We start from the raw sequence: 25,863 nt of genomic DNA, 5'->3' as shown, positions 1-25,863 counted from the left end.
AGGCCTTCCGCCGTCGCCCCGCATCACGGCATAAGCAAGCTTCCATGCCGTCCATCGCCCCCCTTCACAGCGATCCGCTCGACGCGGCGCGCGCCATCCTTCGCGACACGTTCGGCCACGCGGACTTCCGCGGGCTGCAGGCGGGGGTGGTCGGCGAGGTGCTGGCCGGGCGCAGCGCCCTGGCGGTGCTGCCGACCGGCGGCGGCAAGAGTCTCTGCTATCAGATCCCGGCCCTGGTGCGCCCGGGCCTCGGCCTTGTCGTCTCGCCGCTGATCGCCCTGATGGCCGACCAGGTCGCGGCGTTGCAGCAGGCCGGGGTGCGCGCCGCCCGCCTGGAGAGCGGCCTTTCCCTGGACGACCGCTCGGCCCTGTGGCGGCGCATCGAGGGGGGCGATCTCGACCTGCTCTACCTTTCGCCCGAAGCCCTGATGGCGGGGCCGACGCTGGACCGCCTGGCCCGCACGCCCCTGGCCCTGATCGCTGTCGACGAAGCCCACTGCGTCAGCCAGTGGGGCCACGACTTCCGGCCCGAGTATCGCATGCTCGGCCGCCTCGCCGACGCCCTGCCGGACGTGCCGCGCCTCGCCGTCACCGCCACCGCCGACGCCCGCACGCGGGAGGACATCCGCCGCGAGCTCCGCCTCGAAGGCTGCGCCGAGTTCGTCGACAGCTTCGCGCGGCCCGAACTCGCCCTCTCGGCCGAGCGCAAGCGCGGCAAGGGCCATGCGCGGGTGGCCGAGCTGGTCGCCGCGCGGCCGGGCCGGGCGGGGGTGATCTACGCCGGGTCTCGCGACGGCACGGAGACCCTGGCCGAGGCCCTGCGCAAGGATGGGGTCGACGCCACCGCCTATCACGCCGGTCTCGACAAGGACGTCCGTGCCGAGCGGCTGGAGCAGTTCCTGGAGGCCGAGGCGGGGGTGATGGTGGCGACCATCGCCTTCGGTATGGGCATCGACAAGCCGGACGTCCGCTACGTCATCCATGCCGATCCTCCCGCGTCCATCGAGGCCTACTGGCAGGAGGTCGGCCGCGCCGGCCGCGACGGCCAGCCGGCGGAGGGCATCACCCTCTACGGCTCCGCCGATCTCGCCTGGGCGCTGCGGCGCCTCGACAGCCGCGACACCTCCGCCGAGGTGAAGTCGGTGCAGGCCCGCAAGGCGCGCCAGCTCTACGCCATGCTCGACGGCGCCACCTGCCGGGCGGCCGCCGTCCGCCGCTACTTCGGCGAGGAGGCGGTGCAGGTCTGCGGCCAGTGCGACCTCTGCCTCGCGCCGCCCAAGCTGACCGACGCCACCGAACTGGCCCAGAAGGCGATCTCGGCCGCGCACCGTCTCGGCGGCCGCTTCGGGCGCGGCCGTCTCGTCGACCACCTTACCGGCAAGACCAAGGACGTGATGGACTCGGAGCGGGCGCTCTCGACCTGGTCCATCGGCGCCGACACCGCCGCCAACACCTGGCGCGACCTTGTCGACCAGCTGCTGTTCGAGGGACTCCTGAAAGAGGATCCCAACGATGGCAGACCTCTGATCGGGCTCGGCGACGCCGAGGGCGTGCGGGCCGTCTATCGCGGCGAGCGGCGGGTCTCGGTGCGCGAGCAGGCCGTCGCCGTCGGCGGCAAGAGCGCGCGCGGCCGCAAGGGCGCCAAGGCGGCGACCGCCTATGTCGACCCGGCCGACGCCCATCTGTTCGAAGCCCTGCGCGGCTGGCGGCGCGAGGAGGCCGGCCGTCAGCACGTGCCGCCCTATGTCATCTTTCACGATGCGACGCTTGCGGCCATCGCCGGCTCGCGTCCCCGGACGGAAAGCGCCCTGCGCGCCGTCGATGGCGTCGGCGAAGGCAAGCTCGCCCGCTACGGCGAGGCGGTGCTCAAGCTGGTGCGGGAGAACTAGCCGCTCAGGCCTTGGGGCCGGGCCTTCGCCCGCTTGAACGCCCAGCGCGCCAGCAGCAGGCCGAACCCCGCCACCACGACGCCGGTGCCGGCCTGGGCCGGGTTGCTGTCCTGGCCCAAGACCTTGACGCCGTGCAGCAGGCTGTAAATCCCGAAGCCCATCATCACGATGCCGAACAGCAGCATCATGCAGACGCTGAGCCAGTGCGCGGCCTTGATGTCCCAGGCGTCCTTCGGTTGCTCTTCGCTCATGGCGGCGCGTCCTAGACGTCCACCTCGGCGTCCAGGGCGTTGGCCTGGATGAACTCGCGGCGGGGTTCGACCATCTCGCCCATCAGGCGGGCGAACATGTCGTCGGCCTCGTCGGCGTGGCCCACCTTCACCTGCAGCAGGGTGCGCGCCTCGGCGTCGAGGGTGGTCTCCCACAGCTGGTCGGGGTTCATCTCGCCCAGACCCTTGTAGCGTTGGATCGACAGGCCCTTGCGGCCGGCGTCCATCACCGCGTTGACCAGGTCGATCGGGCCGCGCACGGGGCTCGACTTGTCCTTGCGGCGGAACACGGCGCGGCCGGAGAAGGTTTCGGCCAGGGCCTCGGCGCGCTCGGCCAGGCGGCGGGCGTCGGCGGCGTGCAGGGTCTGGTCGTCGAGCACGATGCGTTCGGAAACGCCGCGCTTCACCCGGCTGAACACGAAGCCGGCTTCGCCGCGTTCCCCCGTCCAGTTCCCGTCGCCCTCGTCCGCGTAGAGATCGAGACGCTGGGCGGCGGCGACCGGGTCGGGGCTGTCGCCCAGCAGGCCGGCCAGGGCCGCCTGTTCGACCGCGAAGGCCGGCACGCGGGCGGCCAGGCGTTCGATATTGGCGCGGGCCTGACGGGCGGTCTGCACCAGGGCCAGGAGGTCGCGGCCGGTGAGACGCTCACCACTGGAGAGGTCGAGTTCGGCGCCGTCGACCCCTTCCTCGATCAGGAAGGCCTCCATCTCGGCGTCGTCCTTCAGATAGCGGGACGACTTGCCCTTGGCGGCTTTGTAGAGCGGCGGCTGGGCGATGTAGATGTAGCCGCGCTCGATCAACTCCGGCATCTGCCGGTAGAAGAAGGTCAGCAGCAGGGTGCGGATGTGGGCGCCGTCGACGTCGGCGTCGGTCATCAGCACGATCTTGTGGTAGCGCACCTTCTCGGCGTTGAAGTCCTCGCGGCCGATGCCGGCGCCCAGGGCGGTGATCAGGGTGCCGACCTGCTCGCTGGACAGCATCTTGTCGAAGCGCGCGCGCTCCACGTTGAGGATCTTGCCGCGCAGCGGAAGGATCGCCTGGTTCTCGCGGTTGCGCGCCTGCTTGGCCGAGCCCCCGGCGCTGTCGCCCTCGACGATGAACAGTTCGGACTTGGCCGGATCGCGCTCCGAGCAGTCGGCGAGCTTGCCGGGCAGGGAGCTGATGTCGAGCACGCTCTTGCGGCGGGTCAGCTCGCGCGCCTTGCGGGCGGCTTCGCGGGCGGCGGCGGCCTCGGCGATCTTCTGGACGATTCCCTTGGCCTCGGCCGGATGTTCCTCGAACCAGGTGGCCAAGCCTTCACTGACCAGGGCCTCGACGGCGGGGCGCACTTCGGACGAGACCAGCTTGTCCTTGGTCTGGCTGGAGAACTTCGGATCCGGCACCTTCACCGACAGCACGCAGGTCAGGCCTTCGCGGGCGTCTTCGCCGCTGACGCTGACCTTCTCGCGCTTCGAGGCGCCCGAGCTTTCGGCGTAGTTCGAGATGATCCGCGTCAGGGCGGCGCGGAAGGCCGAAAGGTGCGTGCCCCCATCCCGCTGCGGGATGTTGTTGGTGAAGCACAGCATCTGCTCGTGGTAGCTGTCGTTCCACCATAGGGCCAGGTCGAGCTCGACCTTGCTGTTGGCGCCGCGCACCACGATCGGCGCGCTGATCAGCGGCTTCTTGGCCTTGTCCAGGTGGCGCACGAAGGCTTCGACGCCGCCGTCGTAATGCAGGATTTCCTCGTAGGGCTCGGCGTCGCGCAGGTCGCGGAAGACGATGTGAACGCCGCTGTTCAGGAAGGCGAGCTCGCGCAGGCGGTGCTCCAGCGTCTTCCGGTCGAAGTTGATGTGGCTGAAGGTCTCGAGCGACGGCATGAACGTCACTTCGGTGCCGGTCAGCACCGTGCCGGCGCGCGGGCCTTCCGTGCGGTTCGGCGCCTCGCCGGTCACCTTCAGGGCGACGACGGCGTCGCCGCGCTCGAAGCGCATCTCGTGCTGCTGGCCGTCGCGGAAGATCTTCAGTTGCAGCCAGTCGCTGAGCGCGTTCACCACCGACACGCCCACGCCGTGCAGGCCGCCGGAGACCTTGTAGCTGTTCTGGTCGAACTTACCGCCGGCGTGCAACTGGGTCATGATGACCTCGGCCGCGCTGACGCCCTCGCCCTCGTGGATGGCGGTCGGGATGCCGCGACCATCGTCGGTGATGGTCGCCGAGCCGTCGGCGTTCAGGGTCACGCCCACGCGGGTGGCGTAGCCGGCCAAGGCCTCGTCGATGGCGTTGTCGACCACCTCATAGACCATGTGGTGCAGGCCCGAGCCGTCGTCGGTGTCGCCGATATACATGCCGGGGCGCTTGCGCACCGCGTCCAGGCCCTTGAGAACCTTGATGGATTCGGCGCCGTATTCGGACGCCTGGGCGGCCTCGGGAATCGCGTTTTCGTCGCTCAAAATCAGTCGTCCATGACCACCAGGCCCGATGCGTCCACGCGAACGCCGAGGGCCCGGCCCTTGAGGGAATCGAACAGCGACTCGTCGGTGCCGGTAAGAAAGGCCTGCAGCCTGAGCGCGCTGATCTCGTCGCCGAGCGCGGCCCGCCGCAGCGGGTCGAGGTGCGCGGCGACCTCGTCTAGCAACACTATAGGATTCGGGCCGGAAATGGCACGCGAAAGTCGCGCCGCCTGGGCCAAAACGAGGTTCAGAATCAAGGCTTTCTGCTCGCCGGTGGAGCATTCGGCGGCGGGCCGGTCCTTCTCGGCGTGGAGCACGGAAAGATCGCCCCTGTGCGGGCCGGTCAGGCCCCGTCCGGCGGCGGCGTCACGGGGCCGCGCGGCGGCCAGGGCGGCGACCAGGCGAGCCTCGATTTCGGCTTCGTCGTCGCCCGCCAGCGCCATCTGTTCCCACTCGCCGCTCAGGCTCAGGATCGCCTGGGGGAAGGGGCGGTCGCCGCGGTTGTCGATCTCGCCCTGCAGCGCGGTCAGGGTCCGCGCCCGGGCGGCGGCCATCCGCGCGCCCGCCTCGGCCATGCGAGCCTCCAGCGCCTCCAGCCACAGGGGGTCGGGCGGCGGGCCTTCATCGGTGAGAAGCCGCATGCGCTCGCGCAAGGCCTTGTCATAGGCGGCGGCGTGGGCCGCGTGGGCCGGCTCGGCGGCGAAGGTCAGTCGGTCGAAGAACTTCCGCCGCTCGCCGGGCGCCTCCAGGAACAGCCGATCCTGCTGCGGCGTCAGCCACAGGGGGCGGACGTGATCCGCCATGCGGCTTGGGGGAACCGGTTCGCCGTCGATCCGCACGATGCGCCGGGAAGCGCCCGGCGTCTCGGTCCCCGTGCCGATCTGCACCTCGCCGTCCGGATCGCCGATCACGGCCGAGACGGCCCAGGCTCGCCCGACCGCCTCGCCGGGCATCCGCCGCCCGATCTCAGGCAGGCTCGCGCCGCGCAGACCCTTGCCGGGGCTGAGCAGGCTGATGGCTTCCAGGAGGTTGGTCTTGCCCGCCCCGTTCGGCCCGAACAGGTACACGCTTCGCCCCTCCGCCGGCAGGCGCGCGGCGGCGTAGGAGCGGAAGTCGGTCAGGGCGAGGGTGAAGAAGGCGGACATCTGCCACGGACAACGCGCGGTCAGGCCGGGCGACGGCTGACGCCCGCAAAGATAGAATCGAGCAGCGCCACTTCGCCCTCGCGCCGCCAGCGTTCGGCGGCTCCGGTCAGCCCCCAACGGGCGTTGTGGATCAGCACCTCAGCAAGCCTCTGTTCGATCCGCGCCCACTCCATCTCTTCGAGTGAAAGCAGACGGCGGAACTCAGCATAGACCGCGTTGAAGCGGCGGCGTGGGTCGAGCTCCTCGTCATAGCCTTCGTTGAAAACCGTTTCGAAGGTCGCGAACCCGAGTTCGCGGATCATCTTCAACGCTCCCGGATTCCCTAAGGTCAGAAATGGCTGGAAGTTCAGCAGCGGCTTCAGCGGCTTTTCAGTGATGCGCGTCGGTTGTGCCCACATTTCGGTTTCGGTCACCACCGTGAACCAGGATTGGGCATACTCGTCGAGGGGGGGGGCAAGCTGAGTGCTCAGCTTGTGCTGATGGAAATTCGTAGGCGCATCGTCCAGGAGCACACGCCCCTTGGCGTCGAGAGCGTCGAGGTGCGGATGGACCTCGCCGATCAAATCGTTGAACCCGGGCAGGTGCCGCTTCAAATATCCGTACTTGGGGCGCCGGTTGACTGCGCTCTCGCCGCCAAAGCCGCCGAAAGAGATGAAGCCGTCATCCCATAGCCCGTCGCGCAGAAGGCTAAGCAGGAAAACGATCTTCGCAGGGCGTGGTGAGAGGTTGAGCGAGATGAAGCGGCGTGGGCGCGTGGTCGCCCGCGCTTCAAAGGCTGCCAAGCGTGCCTCGAACGTCCGCTGGCCGTTCACCGCCTCTCGTTTGAGAAGATACCAGATGTAGTAGTCGTGGAAGATCACCTCGATGGGCGGGCCGAGGCCGAGCTCGCGGAGATGGGAGAGATAGGCCTCGCGGTACCGCCGGTTCTGAGTCATGTAGACACAGTTGAGCGGCGAGACGCCCCAGCGCGAGAGGGTGCCGTGGAGGCCCTCAACCGTCTCGGTATCGGCTTCCCAACCCTCGGTCGAGCCGTCGAGCACGAGCCCGGTCTGGCCGGCGGCGATGCGCCGCCGCAGCCTCTCAGGCAGGTCGTGGGCTAGGGCGGCCTTCAGGTGTCCGGTGGTTCCTACCGGAAGGACAACGAGGTCCGGCTCGCCGCCCTCGCCGACATACTGCACTTCGACGCAGGCTGGAGGCGCGTCGCCGTCAAACATCTGCTTACCGGGCAAACTCGCGGCAACCCGCAAGGGGCGCCCGAGGTCCAAGCAGGACGGGGGCACTAGGTCGGTCAAACCCGCAACGGCATCAGCACGTACTTCACCGCCGCGTCGGCCGGGTCGAGGACCAGGGTCGGGCTGGCGGGGTCGGCGAAGCGGAACTCGGCGTTCTCGCCGCGGATCTGGCCGGTGACGTCCAGCAGGTAGCGGGCGTTGAAGCCGATTTCGAAGCTGTCGCCGTCGTAGTCGATCTCCAGCTCCTCCACGCCCTGGCCGGCTTCCATGTTGCGCACGGTCAGCAGCAGGCGGCCCGGCTCGACGGCCATCTTCACCGAGCGCGACTTCTCGGCCGAAATGGTGGCGACGCGGTCTACCGCCTTGGCGAACAGCTCGTTGTCGACCAGCATCGACTTGGGATTGTCGCGGGGGATCACGCGCAGATAGTCGGGGAACGAGCCGTCGATCACCTTCGAGGTGAGGGCGGTCGCCTGGCCGAACTCGAAGCGCACCTTCTGCGGCGAGACCTGCAGGTCGATGGCGCCGGCCGCGTCCTCGATCAGGCGGCGGGCCTCCTGCACGGTCTTCCGAGGGATGATCACGCCTGGAGCCCCCGCCGCGCCTTCAGGCGCGGGCATCTCCGCCAGAGCCAGGCGGTGGCCGTCGGTGGCCACGGCGCGCAGCTTGGTCTCGCCGCCCTCGGTCACGGTGTGGAGGTAGAGGCCGTTGAGGTAATAGCGCGTCTCCTCGGTGGAGATGGCGAAGCGGGTCTTGTCGATCAGCCGGGCCAGATCCGTCGGCTCGATGCTGAAGCCTGAGAGACCCTCCGAAGACATCACCGGGAAGTCGCCCGCCGGCAGCACCGGCAGGTTGAAGCGCGAGCGGCCGGCCACGACCTGCAGGCGCGGGTCCTCGCCGCTGTAGACCAGCTGCACGTCCGCCCCCTCGGGCAGCTTGCGCACGATCTCGTAGAGGGTGTTGGCCGGGGCGGTGATCTGGCCGGGGGTGTCGACCTGGGCCAGGCCCTCGTCGATGATCTCCATGTCCAGGTCGGTGGCCGAGAAGGTCACCTGATCGCGCGTCGCCGACAGCAGCACGTTGGACAGGATCGGGATGGTGTTGCGCCGCTCGACCACGCTCTGCACGTGTCCCAGCGCCTTCAGCAGCGCCGCCCGTTCGATGGTGATCTTCATGCGCGTCGTCGTTCCGTAGCGTGTCTAGGCCGTGGCGAATCGTCAGCAGCTTCCGGCTGTCCGCCGAAAGGGCCGCCAGATTAGCGAAATCAGCGCGTCGCGCCACAGCCGGTTTCAGCTTGGCTGTGGAGCGTCGCAGAACGATCAGGCCTTGGTGTCGACCTCGTGCGCGGAGTCGTCGCCCGTCTGGCCGGCGTAGGGGTTGGCGGCGGCCGTCGGCTCGGGAGCCGCAGCCGCTGGCGCCTCGCCCGTCGAGCCCTTGGCGGCGACCACCACCATCGCCGGGCGTACGATGCGGCCGAACAGTTCGTAGCCCGTCTGCAGGGTTTGGATCACGCCGCCGGCGGCCACTTCCGTCGACGGCTGCTCCATCATCGCCTGGTGCAGGTGAGGGTCGAACTTCGAGCCCTTCGGCGGGGCCACCTTCTTCAGGCCGTTGCGCTCGAACGCCTGCTGCAGGGTCTTCTCGATCATCTCCACGCCGGTCGCCAGGGCGGTCAGGGCCCCAGGGGCGTCTTCCGGGCCGGTGTCCTTCGGGGCGGCGGCCAGGGCGCGCTCCATGGCGTCGGCGGCGCCCAGCAGATCGCGGGCGAACTTCTGGATCGCATAGGCGCGGGCGTCGTTCGCCTCGCGTTCGGCCCGGCGCTTGGTGTTCTCCGCCTCGGCGGCGTAGCGCAGGGTCTGCTCTTTAAGCGCGGCGACCTCGGCGCGCAGGGCTTCCAGTTCGGCGGCGTCCAGGTCCGCTTCGATATCTTGGTTGGCCGGCGTTTGGTCGTCGGTCATCGGTCTTGCCTCATCCGTCCATCATTCGGCCGAGCACCTTGGCGGTGTAGTCCACCAATGGGATCACTCGGGCGTAGTTCAGTCTCGCCGGGCCGATCACGCCGATCGAACCCAACACGCGTTGTCGGCCCGACATATAGGGCGCCGCGATCACGGCGGAACCCGAAAGCGAAAACAGGCGTGTTTCCGCGCCGATGAAGATGCGCACGCCCTGGGCCGCCCCGACGTTGTCGAGCAGGCCGATCAGTTGTTCCTTCTGCTCCAGATCGTCGAACAGCCGACGCACGCGCTCCAGGTCCTCGGCCGCCGAAGGATCGCTCAGCAGGTTGGCGCGGCCGCGCACGATCAGGGCCCGATCGGCTCCATTGGCGCCCTCGCCGCCGCTCCAGGCGGCTAGGCCGTCCTCGACCAGTCGGGCGGCCGCCACATCCAGTTCCTTGCGCGCCAGCTCGAGCTCGGCCCGCGCCTCGGCTCCGGCTTCCAAAAGCGTGCGGCCGCGCAGGCGGGCGTTGAGAAAGTTGGAGGCCTCGCTCAGGGCGGCGGGCGTCACCCCCGCCTCGCGCTTCATCAGCCGATTCTCGACCACGCCGTCGTCGAACACCATGACCGCCAGGGTCTGGTCGGCGCCCAGCGAGACGAACTCCACATGCTTGACCCCGCCCTCGCGGACGGGGGCGACGACGATGCCCGCGCCTCCGGCCAGGCCCGAGAGAATGGCGCTGGCCTCGTTCAGCGCCTCGTCGAACGACCGCCCCTTGGCGAACAGGCGCGCCTCGATCGCCTTCCGATCGTCCTCGGCGATATCGCCGACCTCAAGAAGCCCGTCGACGAACAGGCGCAGGCCCGCGTGGGTCGGCAGACGGCCGGCGCTGGTGTGCGGCGCCCCGAGCAGGCCCAGGACGGTGAGGTCCTGCATGGTGTTGCGGATCGAGGCCGGCGACAGGGCGACGCCGCCCCGCGAGAGGGTGCGCGAGCCGACCGGCTCGCCGGTCTCCAGGTACTGCTCGACGATCCGGCGAAAGATGTCGCGCGCCCGGCCGTCGAGCTCGGTCAACGAGGCGGAAGGCGCGGCGGCCGACAGTGGGCCGCCCAGGGTGATCGGGCTCATGTTCGCGGGGACATGGGGAAGGGCGTGACCTTTGGGGCGGCCTGCAGGATAAGCAGCGACTTCGACGGCGCAAGCCGCACTCCACAAGGAACGATTTCATGCGTCATTCCGGCCGCGCCCCCGATCAGCTTCGCGCCGTGGTCCTCGAGACCGCCGTCAATCGCTACGCCGAGGGCTCGTGCCTGATCTCGTTCGGCCACACCAAGGTGCTGATCACCTGCACGGTCGAGGAAAGCCTGCCGGGCTGGCTGCGCGGCAAGGGCCAGGGCTGGGTGACGGCGGAATACGGCATGCTGCCTCGCGCCACCCACACGCGCGGCCGGCGCGAGGCCGCGGCCGGCAAGCAGTCGGGCCGCACCCAGGAAATCCAGCGCCTGATCGGCCGCTCGCTCCGCGCCGTGGTCGACCTCAAGGCGCTGGGCGAACGCCAGCTGACCCTCGATTGCGACGTCATCCAGGCCGACGGCGGCACCCGCACCGCCGCCATCACCGGCGCCTGGGTCGCCCTGCGCCTGGCCACGGGCTACCTGCTGAAGGAAGGCGTCCTGAAGGCCGATCCGATCCTCGGCCAGGTCGCGGCCGTCTCCTGCGGCGTGCACGCCGATACGCCGGTGCTCGACCTGGACTACGAGGAGGACTCGGCGGCCGAGGCCGACTCCAATTTCGTGCTGACCGACAGCGGCGACATCGTCGAAATCCAGGCCACCGGCGAAAAGCGCGGCTTCACCCGCGCCGAGTTCGAAGCGCTCTACGGCCTGGCCGAAAAGGGCGTCGGCGAGCTGTTCGCCCTGCAGCGAGCGGCGGTCGGCTAGGTCTCCGGCCCCTCGACGTCCTCGTCGCCATCCCCAGGGCTGGCGTCGAACACCAGCAGGTCGCCGGGCTGGCACTGCAGTTCGCGGCACAGCAGGTCGAGCGTCGTGAAGCGGATGGCGCGGGCCTTGCCGGTCTTCAGGATCGACAGATTGGCCAGGGTCACGCCGACCCGGTCGGAGAGTTCGGTCAGCGACATGCGGCGTTCGAGCAGCACGCGATCGAGGTTGACGCGGATGGACATCGGCTTGCTCCGCCTCAGATCGTCAGTTCGGCTTCGCGGCGAAGGCGCGCGCCCTCGCGGAAGACTTCGGACATCACCAGCACCACCAGCACCGCGAACCAGGCGGTCAGGCTGAAGCCGCGCCCCTCGTTGTCCTGATCGAGGAAACGCGACGCCGCCTTGAACACGTAGCGCGAGATCTCCAGCCCCCCGAGCAGCAGGCCGATCAGGCGCAGGCGCACGACGTTGTCGGGGTGGAAGGGATCGCCGGCGGTGAGGGTGAGGAACACCTTCCGCAGGCGCTGCACGATGGCGAGGATGATCCCGAGGTAGGCCCCGGCGCAGAACAGCACCCAGGCCAGCAATGGCCCCTTGCCGCTGAGGTCGCCGTCATCGCTGTCGAGATGGATGTGGCCCATGAAGGTCGGGTCGAAGCTGAACAGCAGGGCCACCAGGATGCCGATGCCCACGCCGCCGAGGCCCACCCACAGGCAGACGTAGACCACGTCGAGGATGATCTTCAGGAAGCTCGAGAGCGAGCCTGGGCCGAGAGCGCGCATGGACCTTCACACCTTGCCGATGCCGCACGCTTAGGAGCGCGCGGTCGCCGAATCCAGCGAATTATCGTTTTTCGATATTAAGATTTGGCAATCTGAACCGCGCGTATTTCCTCCGCCAGCACCGCCACCAGTTCGCTCGCCGGCATCACTCGCGACAGCGGCGCGCCCTGGCCCGCCCACTGCGCGCCGTAGCTGCCTTCGCCCTTCAGCTTGGCCGCCGCGTTCAGCGCCTTTCCGGCGTCGTAGGTCATCGGGTAGCCGGCGCGGGGCAGGTCGGCGTGGGCCTCGGCCCAGGCGGTGAAGCGGTTGACGAGGCAGCGGGCGGGGCGGCCGGAGATGGCGTCGGTCACGGTGGTGTGCAGGGCCGCGTCGCTGGCCAGGGCGGCGCGATAGGCGGCGTCGGCGGCGCTCTCCGGGCAGGCGACGAAGGCGGTGCCGAGCTGGGCGGCCATGGCCCCGAGATCGAGCGCCGCGGCGATCCCGGCGCCATCCATGATCCCACCGGCGGCGATCACGGGCAGGCCGGAGCGCTGCACGAGCAGGCGGGTGAGGGCCATCGTCCCCAGACGGTCATCCGGGGCGTTCGGGTCGAACACGCCGCGATGGCCGCCGGCCTCCCAGCCTTGGGCGACCACGGCGTCGATCCCCGCCGCCCGCGCGGCCTCGGCCTCGGCGAGGCTGGTGGCGGTCGAGAAGAGGAGGCAGCCTTTCGCCTTCAGAGCCGCGATCCTGTCGGCGCCGGGCAGGCCGAAGTGGAAGCTGACCACGGCGGGCGCCAGGTCCAGCAGCACGGCCAGCATCGCGTCGTCGTCGATGAAGCTGCGATAGATTTCGCGCAGCTCGGTCGGCGGCGCCGCGCCTTGGCGCTCGAACTGCGGCCGCAACGCTTCCAGCCACGCCGCCGCCGATACCGGTTCGGCCTCGGCGCGGGCATGGACGAACAGGTTGACATTGAAGGCCCGGTCGGTCCGCGCCTTCAGCTCGCTGATCATTTTCTGGGCGCCGGCCGCGTCGGTCGCGCCGACCGAGATTGACCCGAGGGCGCCGGCGGCGCACACGGCGGCCGCGAGTTCGGGCGTGGAGGTTCCCGCCATCGGGGCTTGCACGATGGGCAGGGCGACGCCCAATTTCGCCAGCAAAGACATGAATGGAGTTTCCTCGTGGCCCTGCGCCTGCACCCCGGCGAACGCATCATCGCCGCCACTCACAATCCCGGCAAGGCGCGGGAGCTGGCGGCGCTGCTGGAGGGCAGGTTCACGGTGATCACCGCCGCCGAGGCGGGGGTGCCCGAGCCGGAAGAGACCGAGGCCACCTTCACCGGCAACGCCCTGCTCAAGGCCCGCCACGCCGCGCGGGTCGGCGGCGGCGTCGCCCTGGCCGATGATTCCGGCTTCTGCGTCGATGCCCTCGGCGGCGCGCCCGGCGTCTATTCCGCCCGCTGGGCCGGTCCTTCGAAGGATTTCCGCGAGGCGATGAAGAAGGTCGAGGAGCGCTGGGTCGAGTCGGGGTCGGAGGACCTCAACGCCTGGTTCGTTTGCGCCCTCGCCGTCGCTTGGCCGGACGGGCCGGCGGTGGTCGTGGAAGGGCACATCGACGGCACGCTCTGCATGCCGCCGCGCGGCGATCGGGGCTTCGGCTACGATCCGATGTTCATCCCCGCCGGCGCCGACCTGACCTTCGGCGAGATGGAGCCGGCGGCCAAGGATGCGATTAGCCATCGCGCCCGCGCCTTCGCGGCCCTTAAGGCGGCGCTGGTTGACTGAACTTTCTCCGCTCGCGGTCTACGTCCATTGGCCGTACTGCGCGCGCATCTGCCCCTATTGCGACTTCGCCGTGGTGCGCGATCGCGGCCGCACGGAAGAGCAAGCGCGGCTGGCGGCGGCCATCGTCGCCGACCTCGAAATCCAGCGCGCCCTCACCGGCCCGCGCCGCCTGACCTCGATCTTCTTCGGCGGCGGCACGCCGTCGCTGATGGACCCGGCCCAGGTCGCCGCCGTCATCGACGCCGCCAGGCGCCTGTGGTCTCCGGTCGACGATCTGGAGATTGGCCTTGAAGCCAACCCCACCGACGCCGAGGCCGGCCGCTTCGCCGCCTTCGCGGCCGCCGGGGTGGAACGCCTCTCTCTGGGCGTGCAGGCGCTCGATGACGCCGCTCTCAAGGCGCTCGGCCGCAACCATGGCGCCGAGGAGGCCCGCCGCGCCGCCGCCCTGGCGGCGGCGACCTTCCCGCGTCTGTCCATCGACCTGATCTACGCCCGTCCCGGCCAGACCGTGCGGGCCTGGAAAGCCGAACTCGCCGAGGCCATTGGCTGGGGCGCCGGCCACGTCTCGCCCTATCAACTGACCATCGAAGCCGGCACGCCGTTCGACCGCGCGGTCGGACGCGGCGCGCTCGTTCCGCCGGGCGAGACCCTGGCCGGCGACCTGTTCGACGCTACACAGGCTGTCCTCGAAGCGGCGGGCTTCGACGCCTACGAGGTGTCCAACCACGCCCGCGACGCCGCGTCGCGCTCGCGGCACAACCTCGCCTATTGGACGGGCGTCGATTACCTCGGCGTCGGCCCCGGCGCGCACGGCCGTATCGCCGACGGGCAAGGTCGCCTCGCCACCCTGGCCCCCGCGCGCATCGCCGACTACATCGCCGCCATCGAGGCGGGCGGTCCGGGCTTCGGGAGCGGAGAGCGACTGACCGCCGTGGACATCGCTGAGGAGCGGCTGCTGCTCGGCCTGCGCATCGACGCCGGCGTGACCTTCGCCGAGGTCGCCGCCTTGGGCCTGACGCCGGACGATCCCCGCGTGCGCGACCTCGTCGAGACAGGCTTGGTCGTCGGCGATCCTGTCCGCCTGCGCGCCACCCGCGCCGGCCGCCTGCTGCTCGACCGTCTTACGGCCTCGCTGGTCTGATCCGGCGGCGCAGGCTACCTAAACGCATGGCCGACCGTCCGCCGCCTCCGTCGCTGTCCGACGCGCCCCTGGCGCCGGGGCTCTATGTGGTGGCCACGCCTATCGGCAATCTGCGCGACATCACCTTGCGCGCGCTCGACGTTCTGCACGGCTGCGATCTCCTTCTCGCGGAAGACACTCGCGTCACGGCCAAGCTGCTCAGCGCCTACGGCCTCTCCAAGCCGCTGGCCCGCTACGATGAGCACTCCGCAGATCGCGCCGGCCCCAAGGCCCTGGCCCTGCTGGCCGAGGGCGGTCGCGTGGCCCTGGTGTCCGACGCCGGCACGCCGCTCGTTTCCGATCCCGGATACCGCCTCGTCGGCGAGGCCCTGGCGGCTGGCGCGACCGTCTATCCGATCCCCGGCGCTTCGGCGGCCCTGGCGGCCCTCACGCTCGCGGGTCTGCCCACCGACCGTTTTCTGTTCGCCGGCTTCCTGCCGCCGAAATCCGCCGCCCGGCGCACGGCGCTGGAGGCCCTGCGCGACCAGCGCTGCACCCTGATCTTCTACGAGACCGGTCCGCGCCTGCGCGCCTGCCTCACCGACATGGCCGCCGTGTTCGGCGACCGCCCGGCCGCCGTGGCCCGCGAACTGACCAAGCTGCACGAGACCTGCGTGCGCGGGCGGCTCAGCGCCCTGATGGCCGATCCGGCCCTGGAGGAGCCGCGCGGCGAGATCGTGGTGTTGGTCGGCGGCGGCGCCGAGGCCGTCGCCACCGAGGCCGACGCCGACGCGGCCCTCGCCGAAGCCCTGCGCCGCCTGCCGCCGGGCGAGGCCGCCGCCGAGGTCTCGGCCCAACTCGGTCTGTCCCGCAAGGACCTCTATAGGCGCGCCCTCGCGCTGAAGGGGGCGAAGTGAGCCCGGCGAAGTTCGAGGTCCGCCAGGCGCGGGGCCGGGCGGCGCGCCTCTCCGGCCGACGCGGCGAAGCCATCGCCGCGCTCGTCCTGATGTTGAAGGGTTACCGCATCCTCGGCTTTCGCCTCGCGACGCCGCCGGGCGAGATCGACCTTCTGGCCCACAAGCGCGGCCTGGGCGGCGGCGTGCTCGCCGTGGTCGAGGTCAAGCGTCGGCGCACTGTCGAGGAGGCGCTGGAAGCAGTGTCCTTCACCCAGCGAGAGCGCCTGCGCCGGGCGGGCCTTCATGTGGCGGCTTCGCGGCCGGCCCTGCGCAACGCGTCCATCCGTCTCGACCTTATGGCCTTGGCGCCGGGGCGCCTGCCGCGTCATGTTCCCGACGCTTGGCCTGATTTGGGTCGTTGAGCGCGTACGATGACTCGAGAAGACGCCGAGGAAGTGCTCCGAAAGGCCGGCAAGGCCGGGGACGACGCCTTTCCCCTGTTCGAGGCGGCGCTCGCTTGCGCCATCCACGACGACGACAGCCGCGACGCCCAGTCCGCCCGTCACCTGGCGGAGGAGGGCGTGCGTCACCTGCGCGAACGCCTGACCATCGAGTCTCCCGAGGAAGCGCTGGCCGAGGCGATGAGCGGCGACCTCGGCCTCTCCGGCGACCTGATGACCCAGAACCATCCGGAGAACGCCGACGTGCTCGGCGTTTGCGCCCGCCGCAAGGGTCTGCCCGCCGCGCTCGGCATCTACTATCTGCACGCCGCCCGCACCTGCGGTCTGCAGGTCAACGGCGTCGACTTCCCGGGCCACTTCCTGCTGCGCATCGAGACGGAGGAAGGGCCGCTGGCGCTCGATCCCTTCAGCGAAGGCCGCATCGTGCTGCCGTCGGAACTCTCTCGCCGCGCCCTTCGCACCGGCCTGACCCCGGACGTCGCGGCCCGCCTCGACCGCTTGATGACCCCGGCCAGCGACCGCGCCGTGCTGATCCGCCTGCAGAACATCATCTTCGCCCGCGCCCAGGCGGCCAGGGACTACGCTCGCGCCGAACGCTCGGCCTTGCGCCGCGCCCTGCTCGACCCCACCGACCACCGCCCCTGGCTCGACGTCGCCGCCGCCCGCGAAGGGCAGGGGGCGCTGGCCGGCGCCCTGCAGGCCCTCGCCCAGGCCCAGCTCCTCGACGGCGGCGCCGCCATCGCCGCCCGCGCGGCCCGCGAGCGGGTGCGGTTGCAGCTGAACTAGCGCCGCGGCTCTGGCGCCGGAGGCCTCGACGGCCTAAGTCCTCGGTCCGGAAGCTGGAGCTAGCCCATGTCCCTGCGCGTCGCCGTTCAGATGGATCCGATCGAGCGGGTCAACATCGAGACCGACACCACCTTCCTGATGATGCTCACCGCCCAGGAGCGCGGGCATCGGCTCTATGTCTACACGCCCGACAAGCTGACCCTCGACGAAGGCCGCGTCTTCGCCCGCGCCCGTCAGGTCGATGTCCAGGCGGTGAAGGGCGCCCACGTCACCTTTGGCGAGGTCCGCACCCTCGACCTGTCCGAGGAGGTCGACGTCGTGCTGATGCGGCAGGACCCGCCGTTCGACATGGCCTACATCACGGCCACCCACTTCCTCGAGAAGGTCCACCCGAAGGTCCTGGTGGTGAACAACCCGGCCGAGGTGCGCAACGCGCCCGAAAAGCTGTTCGTCACCGACTTCCCGGGCGTGCAGCCGCCGACCCTGATCACCAGCGACGTCGAGGCGATCTACGACTTCCGCGCCCGCCACGGCGACATGGTGCTGAAGCCGCTCTACGGCGGCGGCGGCTCGGGCGTGATCCGGCTGAAGGCCGACGACCCCAACCTCGACGCCCTGCTCGAACTCCACGCCATGATCGGCCGCGAGCAGGTCATCGCCCAGAAGTTCATCCCGGCGGTCAGCAAGGGCGACAAGCGCGTGCTGCTGGTCGACGGCGAGCCGGTGGGCGCCATCAACCGCGTGCCGGCCGAGGGCCAGGTGCGTTCCAACCTCGCGCGCGGCGGGCGAGCCGAGGCGGTGGAGCTCACCGCCCGCGACCGCGAACTCTGCGCGATCATCGGCCCGGAACTGCGCCGCCGGGGCCTGCTGTTCGTCGGCATCGACGTGATCGGCGACTACATGACCGAGATCAACGTCACCTCGCCGACCGGCGCCCAGCAGCTGAAACGTTTCGGCGGGCCGGACGTCACGGCGACAATGTGGGAGCGGATCGAGGCGATCCGCTCCGGGCGCTAAGGCTCGCTACGCTTTAAGGATTGACGCAGCGGAACGACGCCGCGCTCTCGGTGTCGCCGCCCTGATAGCGCGGTTGCTGCGGCCAGGCGCAGAGCAGGCGGGTGCGGCCGGGCCAGGGCGCGCCGGGCCGGGCCGTCGCCGTGAACTGCGTCGGCGCCACGTCGCGCTCGCGCCAGGCGACCAGGGCGCCGAAGGCGTCGAACTGGTCGGTCGCCGGCCCGCCCTGGCCGTGGTTCATGCCCGGCACCGGGAACAGGCGCACGAACCGGGCCGCCTGGCCGCGATCCATGGCGTTCACCTTCTCCCACCAGGCGATGGTGTCGTTGATCGAGAACACCGGATCGCTGACCCCGTGATAGATCAGCAGCTTGCCGCCGCGCCGGCTGAACTCCGAAAGATCGCCGCTGTCGGCGTTCATGAAGTCGACCGAGCTCTGGTTCAGCGCCCCCCACTTCACGCGGCCCTTGCGGGCGTTCTCGGCCACGTCGACGCCGAGGCTGTAGCGGGTGAGGGCGCCGGGGTCGTCGGCCACCGCCGTCGGCGGCGAGGTGAACACCGCCGAGGCCGACTTGCCGCCCAGCACCACGGCCAGGCCGTTGTTGGTCGGCGAGGCGTAGGGGCCGAGCTTCCACATCCGCCAGCCGCCGCTGACGCTTCTCTGCGCGGTGCGGTAGGCGATGCCGGCGTCCCACGGCCAGTCAGCGTAGAGCAGGCGGCCGTCCGGCCCCCTGGCGCCGTCGAACATCTTGCGCAGGGCGGTGACCTGGGCCGGCGCCAGGCAATCGGCGGCCTTGGCGCCCGTGCAGGTGACCGTCGCCAGCGCCGGGGCGACCCGTGCCGTGTCGCAGGCGGGGAAGGCCTCGACGATCCCATCTTCCAGGCCGTCCAACCCGTCGCAGGCTTTCAGCACCGCGCCGGAGACCAGCAGCAGGTCGTCGTCGGTGAAGGCCTTGTTGAGCAGGGGTTGGCCGTCGGCCGCCGTCGCGCCCATGGCCCGCGCCGCCTCGGCCATGGCCTGGGCGTCCCACATCTGGCCCACGCCGCCGGCGTCGGCCAGGCGGAAACCCGGGTAGCCGGCCAGCACCCCGTCGAACAGCGTCGCGTAGCGCTGCACGGCCATGAAGCCTTCCTGCCCGCCCTTGGAGCCGCCGACGTAATAGCTGAACTGCGGCGCGCGGCCGTAGTAGCGGGCGATCAGGGCCTTGGCGGTCGCCGCCACCGGCGGGATCGAGGCCCCGCCGTAGTCGGCCCGCGCCTGGGCGTCCCAGCCGAAGGTCACCTCGCCCTGCCGCGCCGGGTCGCGGTTGACGTCGTTGTCGTGGCCGGAGTCCTGGCTGACCACGGCGTAGCCCTGGCTGACCGCGTTGCTCGGCTGGGCCCCCATCAGCGGGCCGATGGCGTTGCCGATGGCGCCGTTCGAGCCGCCGCCGCCCTGGAAGAAGAAGCGGCCGTTCCAGGCGTCCGGCAGGCGCAGCTGAAACTTGATGACATAGGTCTGGCCATTGGCGCCCGCGCGCTCCAGCAGGCGGCCGACGACCTCGCAATGGGCCGGCGCGTCGCCCGGCCCCTGGCCGGGGCCGCCCTTGATCGGGCCGGCGGCTCGAGGCTCGGCCGAGACGATGGTCCCGGCGACGGGGAGGGCCGCGTCCTTCAGGGCCGCGCAGGCGGTGAGCGACCCACGGTCCGTCGCCGCCGTCGGGACGGGCTGCGCCTTGGCGGAGGCGCAGCCGATCACCAGGACGGCCGCCGCCAGCGGCGCGAATCTCATCTGATGCACGGAATCACCCCATCACCTCGGCCATGGCCGTCGCTAGTCAAAGCGAAGCTTGCCGCAAGCGCCGCGCCGCGCAAGGGTGAGCGCCTGTTTGGAGCTTGAGCACAGTCTCAAGAGAGTCACCGAACTGTCTGACTCCTTTCATTTTCTTATAAAGTTCCTTTTTTGTTCTTGATCTGGGCCGCGTGGCGTGCTCGGCTTGTGGATAAGTGCGGGCTTTAACAAGGGCTGGCGGGAGGCTTATTTCATGGTCGCGCGCGTCGTCACGGTCGCGTTCGAAGGGGTCGAGGCGCGTCGCGTCGAGGTCGAGGTGCAGTTCACCGGCGGCCAGGTGCAGTTCGTCGTCGTCGGTCTCGCCGACAAGGCGGTGGCCGAGAGCCGCGAGCGCGTGCGCGCCGCCTTTACCGGCCTCGGTCTCGCCTTGCCGGCCAAGCGCATCGTCGCCAGCCTCGGTCCGGCCGACCTGCCGAAGGAAGGCAGCCACTACGATTTGCCGATCGCCCTGGCGGTGATGGTGGGCATGGGCATCATCCCGGCCGGCGCGCTCGACGGCTGGGCCGCGGTGGGCGAACTGGCGCTCGACGGCCGCATCATGCCTGTGGCCGGTTGTCTGCCGGCCGCCGTGGCGGCGGGGGCCATGGGGCTCGGCCTGATCTGCCCCGAGTCCTGCGGGCCGGAGGCGGCCTGGGCGGGCGAGGCGCCGATCCTGGCGCCGGCCTCGCTGATCGCCCTGATCAATCATTTTCGCGGGACCCAGATCATGGGTCATCCGAAGCCGGGCCAGCTTCTGGAAGCCACGGGCGGCCCGGACATGCGCGACGTCAAAGGCCAGGAGGCGGCCAAGCGCGCGCTGGAGATCGCCGCGGCCGGCGGTCACAACCTGCTGTTCTGCGGCCCCCCGGGCTCCGGCAAGTCGATGCTGGCGCAACGCCTGCCCGGCCTTCTGCCGCCGCTGTCGGCTCAGGAGCTGCTGGAGACCTCGATGGTCCATTCGGTGGCGGGTCTGATCGCCAAGGGCGCGCTGACCCGCGCCCGCCCGTTCCGCAGTCCGCACCATTCGGCCACCATGGCGGCGCTCACCGGCGGCGGCCCGCGCGCCAAGCCCGGCGAGGTGTCGTTGGCCCACAACGGCGTGCTGTTCCTCGACGAACTGCCGGAATTCAGCCCCCAGGCCCTCGACAGCCTGCGCGCGCCGCTGGAGACCGGCGAGGTGACGGTCGCCCGCGCCGCCGCCCATGTGCGCTATCCGGCCCGCGTGCAGCTGGTGGCGGCGATGAACCCTTGCCGCTGCGGCCACGGCGGTTCGGGCAAGGGCGCCTGCGGCAAGGCGCCCCGCTGCCAGCGCGACTATCAGGGGCGGGTGTCCGGCCCGCTGATGGACCGCATCGATCTCGCCGTCGACGTGCCGCCGGTCACCGCCGCCGATCTCGCCCTGCCGCCGCCTCAGGAGGGCACGGCCGAGGCCGCCCGCCGCGTCGCCATGGCCCGTGGGGCTCAGGCCGAGCGCACCATCGGCGTCGAGGGCGCGCCGATGATCAACGCCCGCGCCGACGGCGGCTTCCTTGAAACCATCGCGGCGCTCGACGACGCCGGCCGCGCCCTGCTGACCCGCGCCGCGGAGGCCGGCGGTCTCTCGGCTCGCGGCTGGGCCCGCACCCTGCGCCTGGCCCGCACCATAGCCGACCTGGAAGGCTCCGACGCTGTCCGCCGCCTTCATATCGCCGAGGCCCTGGCCTACCGGCGCACGGTGGTCGGCGCCGAAGCCGGCTTCGGAGAAGGCTCCCTGACCGGCTGGTAGGCGTTTGACCGTCTCTTAAGCCCCGGCCGGTAAGCTTACCGCCATGTCGCGCGAACGCTCCGTCACCGCCGCCCAACTGGCTACCCTGAGCCACGAGTTCCGCACGCCGCTCAACGGCGTGCTGGGCATGGCGCGCCTGCTGGACGGCACGCGACTGACAGCCGAACAGCGGTCCTATGTCTCCGCCCTGCGCGACAGCGGCGAGCACTTGCTGGGGCTCGTTAACGACGTGCTGGATTTCGCCCGCCTCGGCGAGGGCCGCATCGAGGTGCATCCCGCTCCGTTCGCCGCCGAGGATCTGCTGCGCCAGGTGGCCGAGCTGATGAGCCCGCGCGCTCACGAGAAGGGCCTGGAGATCGCCTGGACGGTCGAGCCGGGCATCCGCGAGATCGTCGGCGACGAAGCGCGCCTGCGCCAGGTGCTGCTCAACTTCGCGGGCAACGCCGTGAAATACGCCCAGACCGGCGGCCTGCTGCTCGCCTGCGACAGGGCCAAGGGCGGCCGCGTCCGCTTCTCGGTGTGCGACACCGGTCCGGGCGTGGCGGCGGAAGCCCGCGAACGCATCTTCATGCCGTTCGAACAGGCCAATCCCAGTGAGGACTGGAAGCACGGCGGCGCCGGCCTCGGCCTCGCCATCGTCTCGCGTCTCGCCGAGGCCATGAACGGCGCCGTGGGCGTCGGCGACGCGACCTGGGACGGCGAGGTCGGCGGCGCGGCGTTCTGGCTCGAAGCCGCCCTGCCGGCCCCGCGCGGCGGCGACCGGTCGCTGGCGGACCTCACCGTCGCCATCGCCTCGCCCAGCGTCGTCGTCCGCCGCGCGGCGGCTCGCCAGGTGGCGGCGAGCGGCGGCCGGGCCCTCGTCTTCGCCTCGCTCGAGGAGGCTGTCGCCCAGGCCCCGGCCGAGGCCGTGCTGCTGATCGACCAGGCCCTCGCCGGCAGGGGCCGCCCCCTCCGCGCGCCGGCCGGCCGCCGGGCCATCGTTCTGCTGAAGCCGGAGGAACGCGGCCAGATCGCCCGCCGGCGCGCGACCGGGTTCGCCGGCTATCTGATCAAGCCCCTGCGCCGCGCCTCCCTGGCCGAACAAGTGCGCCACGCCCTCTCGGAGCCGATCGCCGCGTCCGCCGCGCCGGCCAAGGACGACGACCGCGTCGCGGACGCCTCGGCGCGCGGCGTCCGCGTGCTGCTGGCCGAGGACAACCCGATCAACGCCCTGCTGGCCCGCACCCTGCTTGAGCGTGAAGGCGCGAAGGTCGACCGCGCCGGCAGCGGGGAGGAGGCGCTCGCCGCCCTCTCGGCCCAGGTCTACGACCTCGTCCTGATGGACGTGCGCATGCCGGGGCTGAACGGCGTCGACGCCACCCGCGCCCTGCGGACGCGCGGCGTGCGAACGCCCGTCGTCGCCCTGACCGCCGACGCCTTCGACGACGACCGCCGCGCCTGCCTGGCGGCCGGCATGAACGACTTCCTGGTCAAGCCCTTGACGCCCGACGCCCTGCGCTCGGTCCTCATCCGCTGGACGCGGCCCGCTCGGAAGGCCAAGGTCGCCTCCTGAGACTCAGGGGACCACGATGACGCAGACCGAGGCGAAGGCGCCCAAGCGCGGCGGCCTCGCCGGCCTCAAGGCTTTCGCCAACCGCAAGTCGCTGTGCATCCTCGGGCTCGGTTTCAGCTCCGGCCTGCCGTTCATGCTGGTGTTCGACACCCTCTCGGCCTGGCTGCGGGAGGCGGGCCTGTCGCTGGAGGTGATCGGCTTCTTCAGCCTCGCCACCCTGTCCTACAGCTTCAAGTTCCTCTGGGCGCCGCTGATCGACCGCACCGCCGTGCCGGGCCTGACCCGGCTCCTCGGCCACCGCCGCTCGTGGATGCTGGTCACCCAGGCGCTGGTGATGCTCGGCCTATGGCTGATCTCCAGCGTCAACCCGATGACCAATCTTGGCCTGATGGCCGCCTTCGCGGTGTTCGTCGGCTTCGTTTCGGCCACGCAGGACATCGTCATCGACGCCTGGCGCATCGAGGTCTCCGAGCGTGAGGAACTCGGCGCCACGGCGGCCGCCAACGCCTGGGGCTATCGCGGTTCGATGATCATCTCCGGAGCCATCCCCCTGCTGCTGGCCACCGCCTACAACTGGAACGTCGCCTACGCCGTCATGGCCGCCATGATGCTGATCGGCGTGATCAGCGTGATCTTCGCCCCGCGCGAGACGGAGCACCGCCTGCGGCCGATCCACGCCGAGGGCGTCGTCGCCAGTCCCGGCCGCGAGACCATCGAATGGATCGTGCGCGGCCTGCTGATCGTGGCCGGCGCCCTGATCCTGGGATCGGGCCTGGCGGGCGACGCGTCGGTGATCTCCAACCTGCTCGCCGCCCTGGGTCAGGCGGGCTCGGGCGAAGCCCTTGCGGGCGCCTGGAAGGGGCAGGACTGGTCGATCTTCGTGCAACTGGCCGGCGTGCTGGCGGGCGGCGCCCTGATCGTCCTCGCCGCCCTGCCGGCTCCGGGGCGTCGCACGCGGCCGGGGGTCTATCTCGGCGCGGCGCTGGGCGATCCGTTGCGGGATTTCTTTCGGCGCTACGCCGGCGCGGCCGGCCTGATCCTGGCGCTGATCTGCGTCTACCGGGTCTCCGACTTCGTGCTCAACATCATGAACCCCTTCTATCTCGACCTCGGCTTCACCAAGCCCGAGATCGCCGAGGTGCGGAAGGTGTTCGGCGTCGCCGCCTCCATGGGCGGTGTGGCCCTCGGCGGCTGGATGGTCGGCCAACTCGGCCTGATGCGCACCCTGGTCATCGGCGCCTTCGCCGGCCCGCTCAGCAATCTGGTGTTCGCCTGGCTGGCGGCCCAGGGCCACAGCGTGCCGGCGCTCTATGTCGCCATCGGCGTCGACAACGCGTTGGGCGGCGTCTCCGGCACCACCCTGATCGCCTACATGTCCAGCCTCACGGGCTCCGGCTTCACGGCCACCCAATACGCCCTGTTCAGCTCGCTCTACGCCCTGCCGGGCAAGATCATCGCCAGCCAGTCGGGCCGCATCGTCGAGGCCGCCGCCAAGTCGGCCGAGGCCGGCGGTCCCGCCGCCCTGTTCAAGCCGATGTTCGCCGGCCTGCCCGCCGAGAGCCTCACCGCCGGCGCGAAGATCGGCGTCGCCCCCGCCGCCATGGGGGCCGGCTACGTCACCTTCTTCTTCTACTCGGCCGTGATCGGCATCGCCGGCGTCGTGCTCAGCTTCATCGTCGCCGCGCGCCAACCGCCGAATCCCGACCCGGCGACGGCCGAGGGCTGATCAGGCCAGCAGGCACACCACCTGCGCCACCCGCAGGTCGCGGCGCAGGCCGTCGGCGACGCGGCCGTAGTTGTCGGTGGTGATCGGTTCGCCGGTCGGCAGGGCGCTGGGGCCGCGGCGGCCGCTGGCGGCGAGGGCCTCGGCCATGGTCTCGGGGGCGGTGGTGTAGATGCGGCCTCGGCGCGGGGCCTCGGCGACGGTGACCCCGATCACCCGCCCGGCGGCGTCCAGCGCCGGGGCGCCGGAAAGCCCGGCGAGTGTCCCCTTCAGGCTGTCGGTGCGGCCGACCTCGGCCCAGACCAGCACCGGCTCGGACCGCGCGCCGCGCCCATGCACGACCAGGGTCTCGCGGCCCAGCAGGCGCGAGGTCGCCTCGCCCGGATGGCCTTGCGGGAAGCCGGGGTGGAAGGCGCGGTCGCCCCGGCGCAGCGGCGCGGAGAGCGCCAGCGGTAGGGCCGGCGACCCGCCCTCGGTGGTCAGCACCGCCGCGTCGCCGCGCGGATCGACCCGCACCCGCGCCTGCACCCCGCGCCCATCGGCCACAACGATGGCGGCCGAGGGACAACCGTCGACCACGTGCCGCGCCGTCATCCAGGCGCCGTCGTCGCCCACCGAGAAGGCCGTGCCGGTGGAGGGGCGAACCTCTCCCGCCACCTCGACCACCACCTGCGGATCGAACGGCGAGGCGGGGCCCAACGGCACGCCCTCCTCACCCGGCGTCGGCGGAGGAGGGGCGGGGGCGTCGGCGCTCTCCCGCCGGCCGATGGCGGCGATCAGCAGGGCCGCCACTACCGCCGAATAGATCGCCCAGTCCGGAAGCCTGGGAAAATGCATGACTTACCCTTCGGCCATGCGACGGGCGGCGAAACCGGCTTCCACTTTCGCCTGTCGCATGGCTAGCCGGAGACCGCCGCCGCGACGATCAGGGCCGTCGCCAGTTTCGCCCCGACCAGCATCACCGCCGCCGAAACCTCACCGTCCTGGATGCGCTGGGGCAGGCCCTTCAGCAGCATGTCCATGATCCGGAAGACCAGCAGCTGCACCGCCACGGTGGCGCAGCCCCAGATCACGATCTCGATCACCGAGGTCGAGGCGCTGAGCGACACCGCCAGCGGAATGGCCAGGCCCACCATCACCCCGCCCAGCGACAGGGAGGCGGCCGAGTTGCCCTCGCGGATCAGCTGCACCTCCTTGTGAGGCGTGAGGAAGGCGTAGACCACCGTGCCGAGGATCAGCACCGTCAGGGTCACCGCCGCATGCAGCAGGGTGACCGGAAAGCCGGTGGCGAAGGCCTGGACTTCGGGCGACTGCAGTTGCGACGGCATGAGCGCTGGAATGACGAAAGGA

The 25,863-nt window shown here is 70.9% G+C and carries 24 protein-coding genes; 11 read left to right on the top strand and 13 right to left on the bottom strand.

The genetic code is table 11. The features are described from left to right. Nucleotides 1-44: 44 nt before the first annotated feature. Nucleotides 45-1,889: a DNA helicase RecQ gene (gene recQ / locus ACFLIT_RS10170; RefSeq protein WP_479911105.1), complete on the top strand. Its 1,845-nt coding sequence runs from the start codon at nucleotides 45-47 to the stop codon at nucleotides 1,887-1,889. Here recQ and ACFLIT_RS10165 read toward each other — a convergent pair. The 7 genes from ACFLIT_RS10165 to hrcA form a co-directional block, all read right to left on the bottom strand. After that, nucleotides 1,886-2,140, bottom strand: coding sequence for a hypothetical protein (locus ACFLIT_RS10165; RefSeq protein ID WP_479911104.1), 255 nt, complete (start codon nucleotides 2,138-2,140; stop codon nucleotides 1,886-1,888). The genes recQ and ACFLIT_RS10165 overlap by 4 nt on opposite strands. 11 nt (nucleotides 2,141-2,151) lie before the next feature. Then, nucleotides 2,152-4,593: a DNA topoisomerase (ATP-hydrolyzing) subunit B gene (gyrB, locus tag ACFLIT_RS10160; protein ID WP_479911166.1), complete on the bottom strand. Its 2,442-nt coding sequence runs from the start codon at nucleotides 4,591-4,593 to the stop codon at nucleotides 2,152-2,154. Then, nucleotides 4,590-5,732, bottom strand: coding sequence for a DNA replication/repair protein RecF (recF, locus tag ACFLIT_RS10155; protein ID WP_479911103.1), 1,143 nt, complete (start codon nucleotides 5,730-5,732; stop codon nucleotides 4,590-4,592). Before recF ends, gyrB begins: the two co-directional genes overlap by 4 nt. 20 nt (nucleotides 5,733-5,752) lie before the next feature. Next, nucleotides 5,753-6,946 (bottom strand): hypothetical protein, encoded by a 1,194-nt coding sequence (locus ACFLIT_RS10150; protein ID WP_479911102.1) that lies wholly within the window; start codon nucleotides 6,944-6,946, stop codon nucleotides 5,753-5,755. A 74-nt stretch (nucleotides 6,947-7,020) separates the two neighbouring features. Then, complete coding sequence (gene dnaN / locus ACFLIT_RS10145) at nucleotides 7,021-8,139, bottom strand: DNA polymerase III subunit beta (RefSeq protein WP_479911101.1); 1,119 nt, start codon at nucleotides 8,137-8,139, stop codon at nucleotides 7,021-7,023. Nucleotides 8,140-8,283: 144 nt separating this feature from the next. Then, nucleotides 8,284-8,922: a nucleotide exchange factor GrpE gene (gene grpE / locus ACFLIT_RS10140; protein WP_479911100.1), complete on the bottom strand. Its 639-nt coding sequence runs from the start codon at nucleotides 8,920-8,922 to the stop codon at nucleotides 8,284-8,286. A 10-nt stretch (nucleotides 8,923-8,932) separates the two neighbouring features. Beyond that, a complete protein-coding gene (hrcA, locus tag ACFLIT_RS10135) occupies nucleotides 8,933-10,030 on the bottom strand; it encodes a heat-inducible transcriptional repressor HrcA (protein WP_479911099.1) in 1,098 nt (365 codons plus the stop codon). 98 nt (nucleotides 10,031-10,128) lie between these two features. On the opposite strand from hrcA, the gene rph reads away from it, so the two are divergent. Next, nucleotides 10,129-10,842, top strand: a complete 714-nt coding sequence (gene rph, locus ACFLIT_RS10130; protein ID WP_479911098.1) for a ribonuclease PH — start codon at nucleotides 10,129-10,131, stop codon at nucleotides 10,840-10,842. Here the strand turns inward: rph and ACFLIT_RS10125 are convergent. The 3 genes from ACFLIT_RS10125 to ACFLIT_RS10115 all read right to left on the bottom strand — a co-directional run bounded on the left by ACFLIT_RS10125 (nucleotide 10,839) and on the right by ACFLIT_RS10115 (nucleotide 12,768). Then, nucleotides 10,839-11,084, bottom strand: a complete 246-nt coding sequence (locus tag ACFLIT_RS10125) for a helix-turn-helix domain-containing protein (RefSeq protein WP_479911097.1) — start codon at nucleotides 11,082-11,084, stop codon at nucleotides 10,839-10,841. The two genes, rph and ACFLIT_RS10125, sit on opposite strands and share 4 nt — an antisense overlap. Before the next feature lie 14 nt (nucleotides 11,085-11,098). Then, the gene (locus ACFLIT_RS10120; protein ID WP_479911096.1) at nucleotides 11,099-11,623 is read right to left on the bottom strand and encodes a DUF2975 domain-containing protein; all 525 of its coding nucleotides are present in this window, start codon (nucleotides 11,621-11,623) and stop codon (nucleotides 11,099-11,101) included. A 77-nt stretch (nucleotides 11,624-11,700) separates the two neighbouring features. Further along, a complete protein-coding gene (locus ACFLIT_RS10115; RefSeq protein WP_479911095.1) occupies nucleotides 11,701-12,768 on the bottom strand; it encodes an NAD(P)H-dependent flavin oxidoreductase in 1,068 nt (355 codons plus the stop codon). A 15-nt stretch (nucleotides 12,769-12,783) separates the two neighbouring features. On the opposite strand from ACFLIT_RS10115, the gene rdgB reads away from it, so the two are divergent. The 6 genes from rdgB (at nucleotide 12,784) to gshB (ending at nucleotide 17,666) form a co-directional block, all read left to right on the top strand. Then, entirely contained in the window at nucleotides 12,784-13,386 is a 603-nt protein-coding gene (gene rdgB, locus ACFLIT_RS10110) for an RdgB/HAM1 family non-canonical purine NTP pyrophosphatase (RefSeq protein ID WP_479911094.1), read from the top strand. Then, a complete protein-coding gene (gene hemW / locus ACFLIT_RS10105; RefSeq protein ID WP_479911093.1) occupies nucleotides 13,379-14,527 on the top strand; it encodes a radical SAM family heme chaperone HemW in 1,149 nt (382 codons plus the stop codon). Before rdgB ends, hemW begins: the two co-directional genes overlap by 8 nt. A gap of 26 nt (nucleotides 14,528-14,553) precedes the next feature. Continuing rightward, nucleotides 14,554-15,423: a 16S rRNA (cytidine(1402)-2'-O)-methyltransferase gene (gene rsmI / locus ACFLIT_RS10100; protein ID WP_479911092.1), complete on the top strand. Its 870-nt coding sequence runs from the start codon at nucleotides 14,554-14,556 to the stop codon at nucleotides 15,421-15,423. Further along, the gene (locus ACFLIT_RS10095) at nucleotides 15,420-15,824 is read left to right on the top strand and encodes a YraN family protein (RefSeq protein ID WP_479911091.1); all 405 of its coding nucleotides are present in this window, start codon (nucleotides 15,420-15,422) and stop codon (nucleotides 15,822-15,824) included. The genes rsmI and ACFLIT_RS10095 overlap by 4 nt, the downstream gene beginning before the upstream one ends. Nucleotides 15,825-15,833: 9 nt before the next feature. Further along, complete coding sequence (locus ACFLIT_RS10090) at nucleotides 15,834-16,649, top strand: transglutaminase family protein (RefSeq protein ID WP_479911090.1); 816 nt, start codon at nucleotides 15,834-15,836, stop codon at nucleotides 16,647-16,649. A 66-nt stretch (nucleotides 16,650-16,715) separates the two neighbouring features. After that, nucleotides 16,716-17,666, top strand: coding sequence for a glutathione synthase (gshB, locus tag ACFLIT_RS10085; RefSeq protein ID WP_479911089.1), 951 nt, complete (start codon nucleotides 16,716-16,718; stop codon nucleotides 17,664-17,666). Nucleotides 17,667-17,679: 13 nt separating this feature from the next. Here gshB and ACFLIT_RS10080 read toward each other — a convergent pair whose 3' ends face one another. Further along, entirely contained in the window at nucleotides 17,680-19,434 is a 1,755-nt protein-coding gene (locus ACFLIT_RS10080) for a tannase/feruloyl esterase family alpha/beta hydrolase (protein WP_479911165.1), read from the bottom strand. 253 nt (nucleotides 19,435-19,687) lie between these two features. On the opposite strand from ACFLIT_RS10080, the gene ACFLIT_RS10075 reads away from it, so the two are divergent. Genes ACFLIT_RS10075 through ACFLIT_RS10065 form a run of 3 tightly spaced genes read left to right on the top strand, consistent with a single transcriptional unit; the run spans nucleotide 19,688 to nucleotide 24,516 of the window. Further along, the gene (locus ACFLIT_RS10075) at nucleotides 19,688-21,238 is read left to right on the top strand and encodes a YifB family Mg chelatase-like AAA ATPase (RefSeq protein ID WP_479911088.1); all 1,551 of its coding nucleotides are present in this window, start codon (nucleotides 19,688-19,690) and stop codon (nucleotides 21,236-21,238) included. A gap of 43 nt (nucleotides 21,239-21,281) precedes the next feature. Next, the gene (locus ACFLIT_RS10070; protein ID WP_479911087.1) at nucleotides 21,282-22,790 is read left to right on the top strand and encodes a response regulator; all 1,509 of its coding nucleotides are present in this window, start codon (nucleotides 21,282-21,284) and stop codon (nucleotides 22,788-22,790) included. Nucleotides 22,791-22,806: 16 nt separating this feature from the next. After that, nucleotides 22,807-24,516 (top strand): AmpG family muropeptide MFS transporter, encoded by a 1,710-nt coding sequence (locus tag ACFLIT_RS10065; protein WP_479911086.1) that lies wholly within the window; start codon nucleotides 22,807-22,809, stop codon nucleotides 24,514-24,516. Here the strand turns inward: ACFLIT_RS10065 and ACFLIT_RS10060 are convergent, their stop codons facing one another. Together ACFLIT_RS10060 and ACFLIT_RS10055 are read right to left on the bottom strand one after the other, a co-directional pair. After that, complete coding sequence (locus ACFLIT_RS10060; RefSeq protein WP_479911085.1) at nucleotides 24,517-25,350, bottom strand: S1 family peptidase; 834 nt, start codon at nucleotides 25,348-25,350, stop codon at nucleotides 24,517-24,519. A gap of 62 nt (nucleotides 25,351-25,412) precedes the next feature. After that, complete coding sequence (locus tag ACFLIT_RS10055) at nucleotides 25,413-25,841, bottom strand: DUF350 domain-containing protein (protein WP_479911084.1); 429 nt, start codon at nucleotides 25,839-25,841, stop codon at nucleotides 25,413-25,415. Nucleotides 25,842-25,863 lie beyond the last annotated feature (22 nt).

This window comes from Caulobacter sp. HJHS_5, assembly GCF_056683955.1.
This window is presented reverse-complemented; position numbering and strand designations above follow the sequence as displayed.

Excerpts from the sequence above, each read along its gene's own strand:
- recQ (WP_479911105.1), top strand. The coding sequence starts at position 45 with ATGCCGTCCATCGCCCCCCTTCACAGCGATCCGCTCGACGCGGCGCGC.
- ACFLIT_RS10165 (WP_479911104.1), bottom strand. The coding sequence starts at position 2,140 with ATGAGCGAAGAGCAACCGAAGGACGCCTGGGACATCAAGGCCGCGCAC.
- recF (WP_479911103.1), bottom strand. The coding sequence starts at position 5,732 with ATGTCCGCCTTCTTCACCCTCGCCCTGACCGACTTCCGCTCCTACGCC.
- ACFLIT_RS10150 (WP_479911102.1), bottom strand. The coding sequence starts at position 6,946 with ATGTTTGACGGCGACGCGCCTCCAGCCTGCGTCGAAGTGCAGTATGTC.
- dnaN (WP_479911101.1), bottom strand. The coding sequence starts at position 8,139 with ATGAAGATCACCATCGAACGGGCGGCGCTGCTGAAGGCGCTGGGACAC.
- grpE (WP_479911100.1), bottom strand. The coding sequence starts at position 8,922 with ATGACCGACGACCAAACGCCGGCCAACCAAGATATCGAAGCGGACCTG.
- hrcA (WP_479911099.1), bottom strand. The coding sequence starts at position 10,030 with ATGAGCCCGATCACCCTGGGCGGCCCACTGTCGGCCGCCGCGCCTTCC.
- rph (WP_479911098.1), top strand. The coding sequence starts at position 10,129 with ATGCGTCATTCCGGCCGCGCCCCCGATCAGCTTCGCGCCGTGGTCCTC.
- ACFLIT_RS10125 (WP_479911097.1), bottom strand. The coding sequence starts at position 11,084 with ATGTCCATCCGCGTCAACCTCGATCGCGTGCTGCTCGAACGCCGCATG.
- ACFLIT_RS10120 (WP_479911096.1), bottom strand. The coding sequence starts at position 11,623 with ATGCGCGCTCTCGGCCCAGGCTCGCTCTCGAGCTTCCTGAAGATCATC.
- ACFLIT_RS10115 (WP_479911095.1), bottom strand. The coding sequence starts at position 12,768 with ATGTCTTTGCTGGCGAAATTGGGCGTCGCCCTGCCCATCGTGCAAGCC.
- rsmI (WP_479911092.1), top strand. The coding sequence starts at position 14,554 with ATGGCCGACCGTCCGCCGCCTCCGTCGCTGTCCGACGCGCCCCTGGCG.
- ACFLIT_RS10090 (WP_479911090.1), top strand. The coding sequence starts at position 15,834 with ATGACTCGAGAAGACGCCGAGGAAGTGCTCCGAAAGGCCGGCAAGGCC.
- gshB (WP_479911089.1), top strand. The coding sequence starts at position 16,716 with ATGTCCCTGCGCGTCGCCGTTCAGATGGATCCGATCGAGCGGGTCAAC.
- ACFLIT_RS10080 (WP_479911165.1), bottom strand. The coding sequence starts at position 19,434 with ATGAGATTCGCGCCGCTGGCGGCGGCCGTCCTGGTGATCGGCTGCGCC.
- ACFLIT_RS10075 (WP_479911088.1), top strand. The coding sequence starts at position 19,688 with ATGGTCGCGCGCGTCGTCACGGTCGCGTTCGAAGGGGTCGAGGCGCGT.
- ACFLIT_RS10070 (WP_479911087.1), top strand. The coding sequence starts at position 21,282 with ATGTCGCGCGAACGCTCCGTCACCGCCGCCCAACTGGCTACCCTGAGC.
- ACFLIT_RS10065 (WP_479911086.1), top strand. The coding sequence starts at position 22,807 with ATGACGCAGACCGAGGCGAAGGCGCCCAAGCGCGGCGGCCTCGCCGGC.
- ACFLIT_RS10060 (WP_479911085.1), bottom strand. The coding sequence starts at position 25,350 with ATGCATTTTCCCAGGCTTCCGGACTGGGCGATCTATTCGGCGGTAGTG.
- ACFLIT_RS10055 (WP_479911084.1), bottom strand. The coding sequence starts at position 25,841 with ATGCCGTCGCAACTGCAGTCGCCCGAAGTCCAGGCCTTCGCCACCGGC.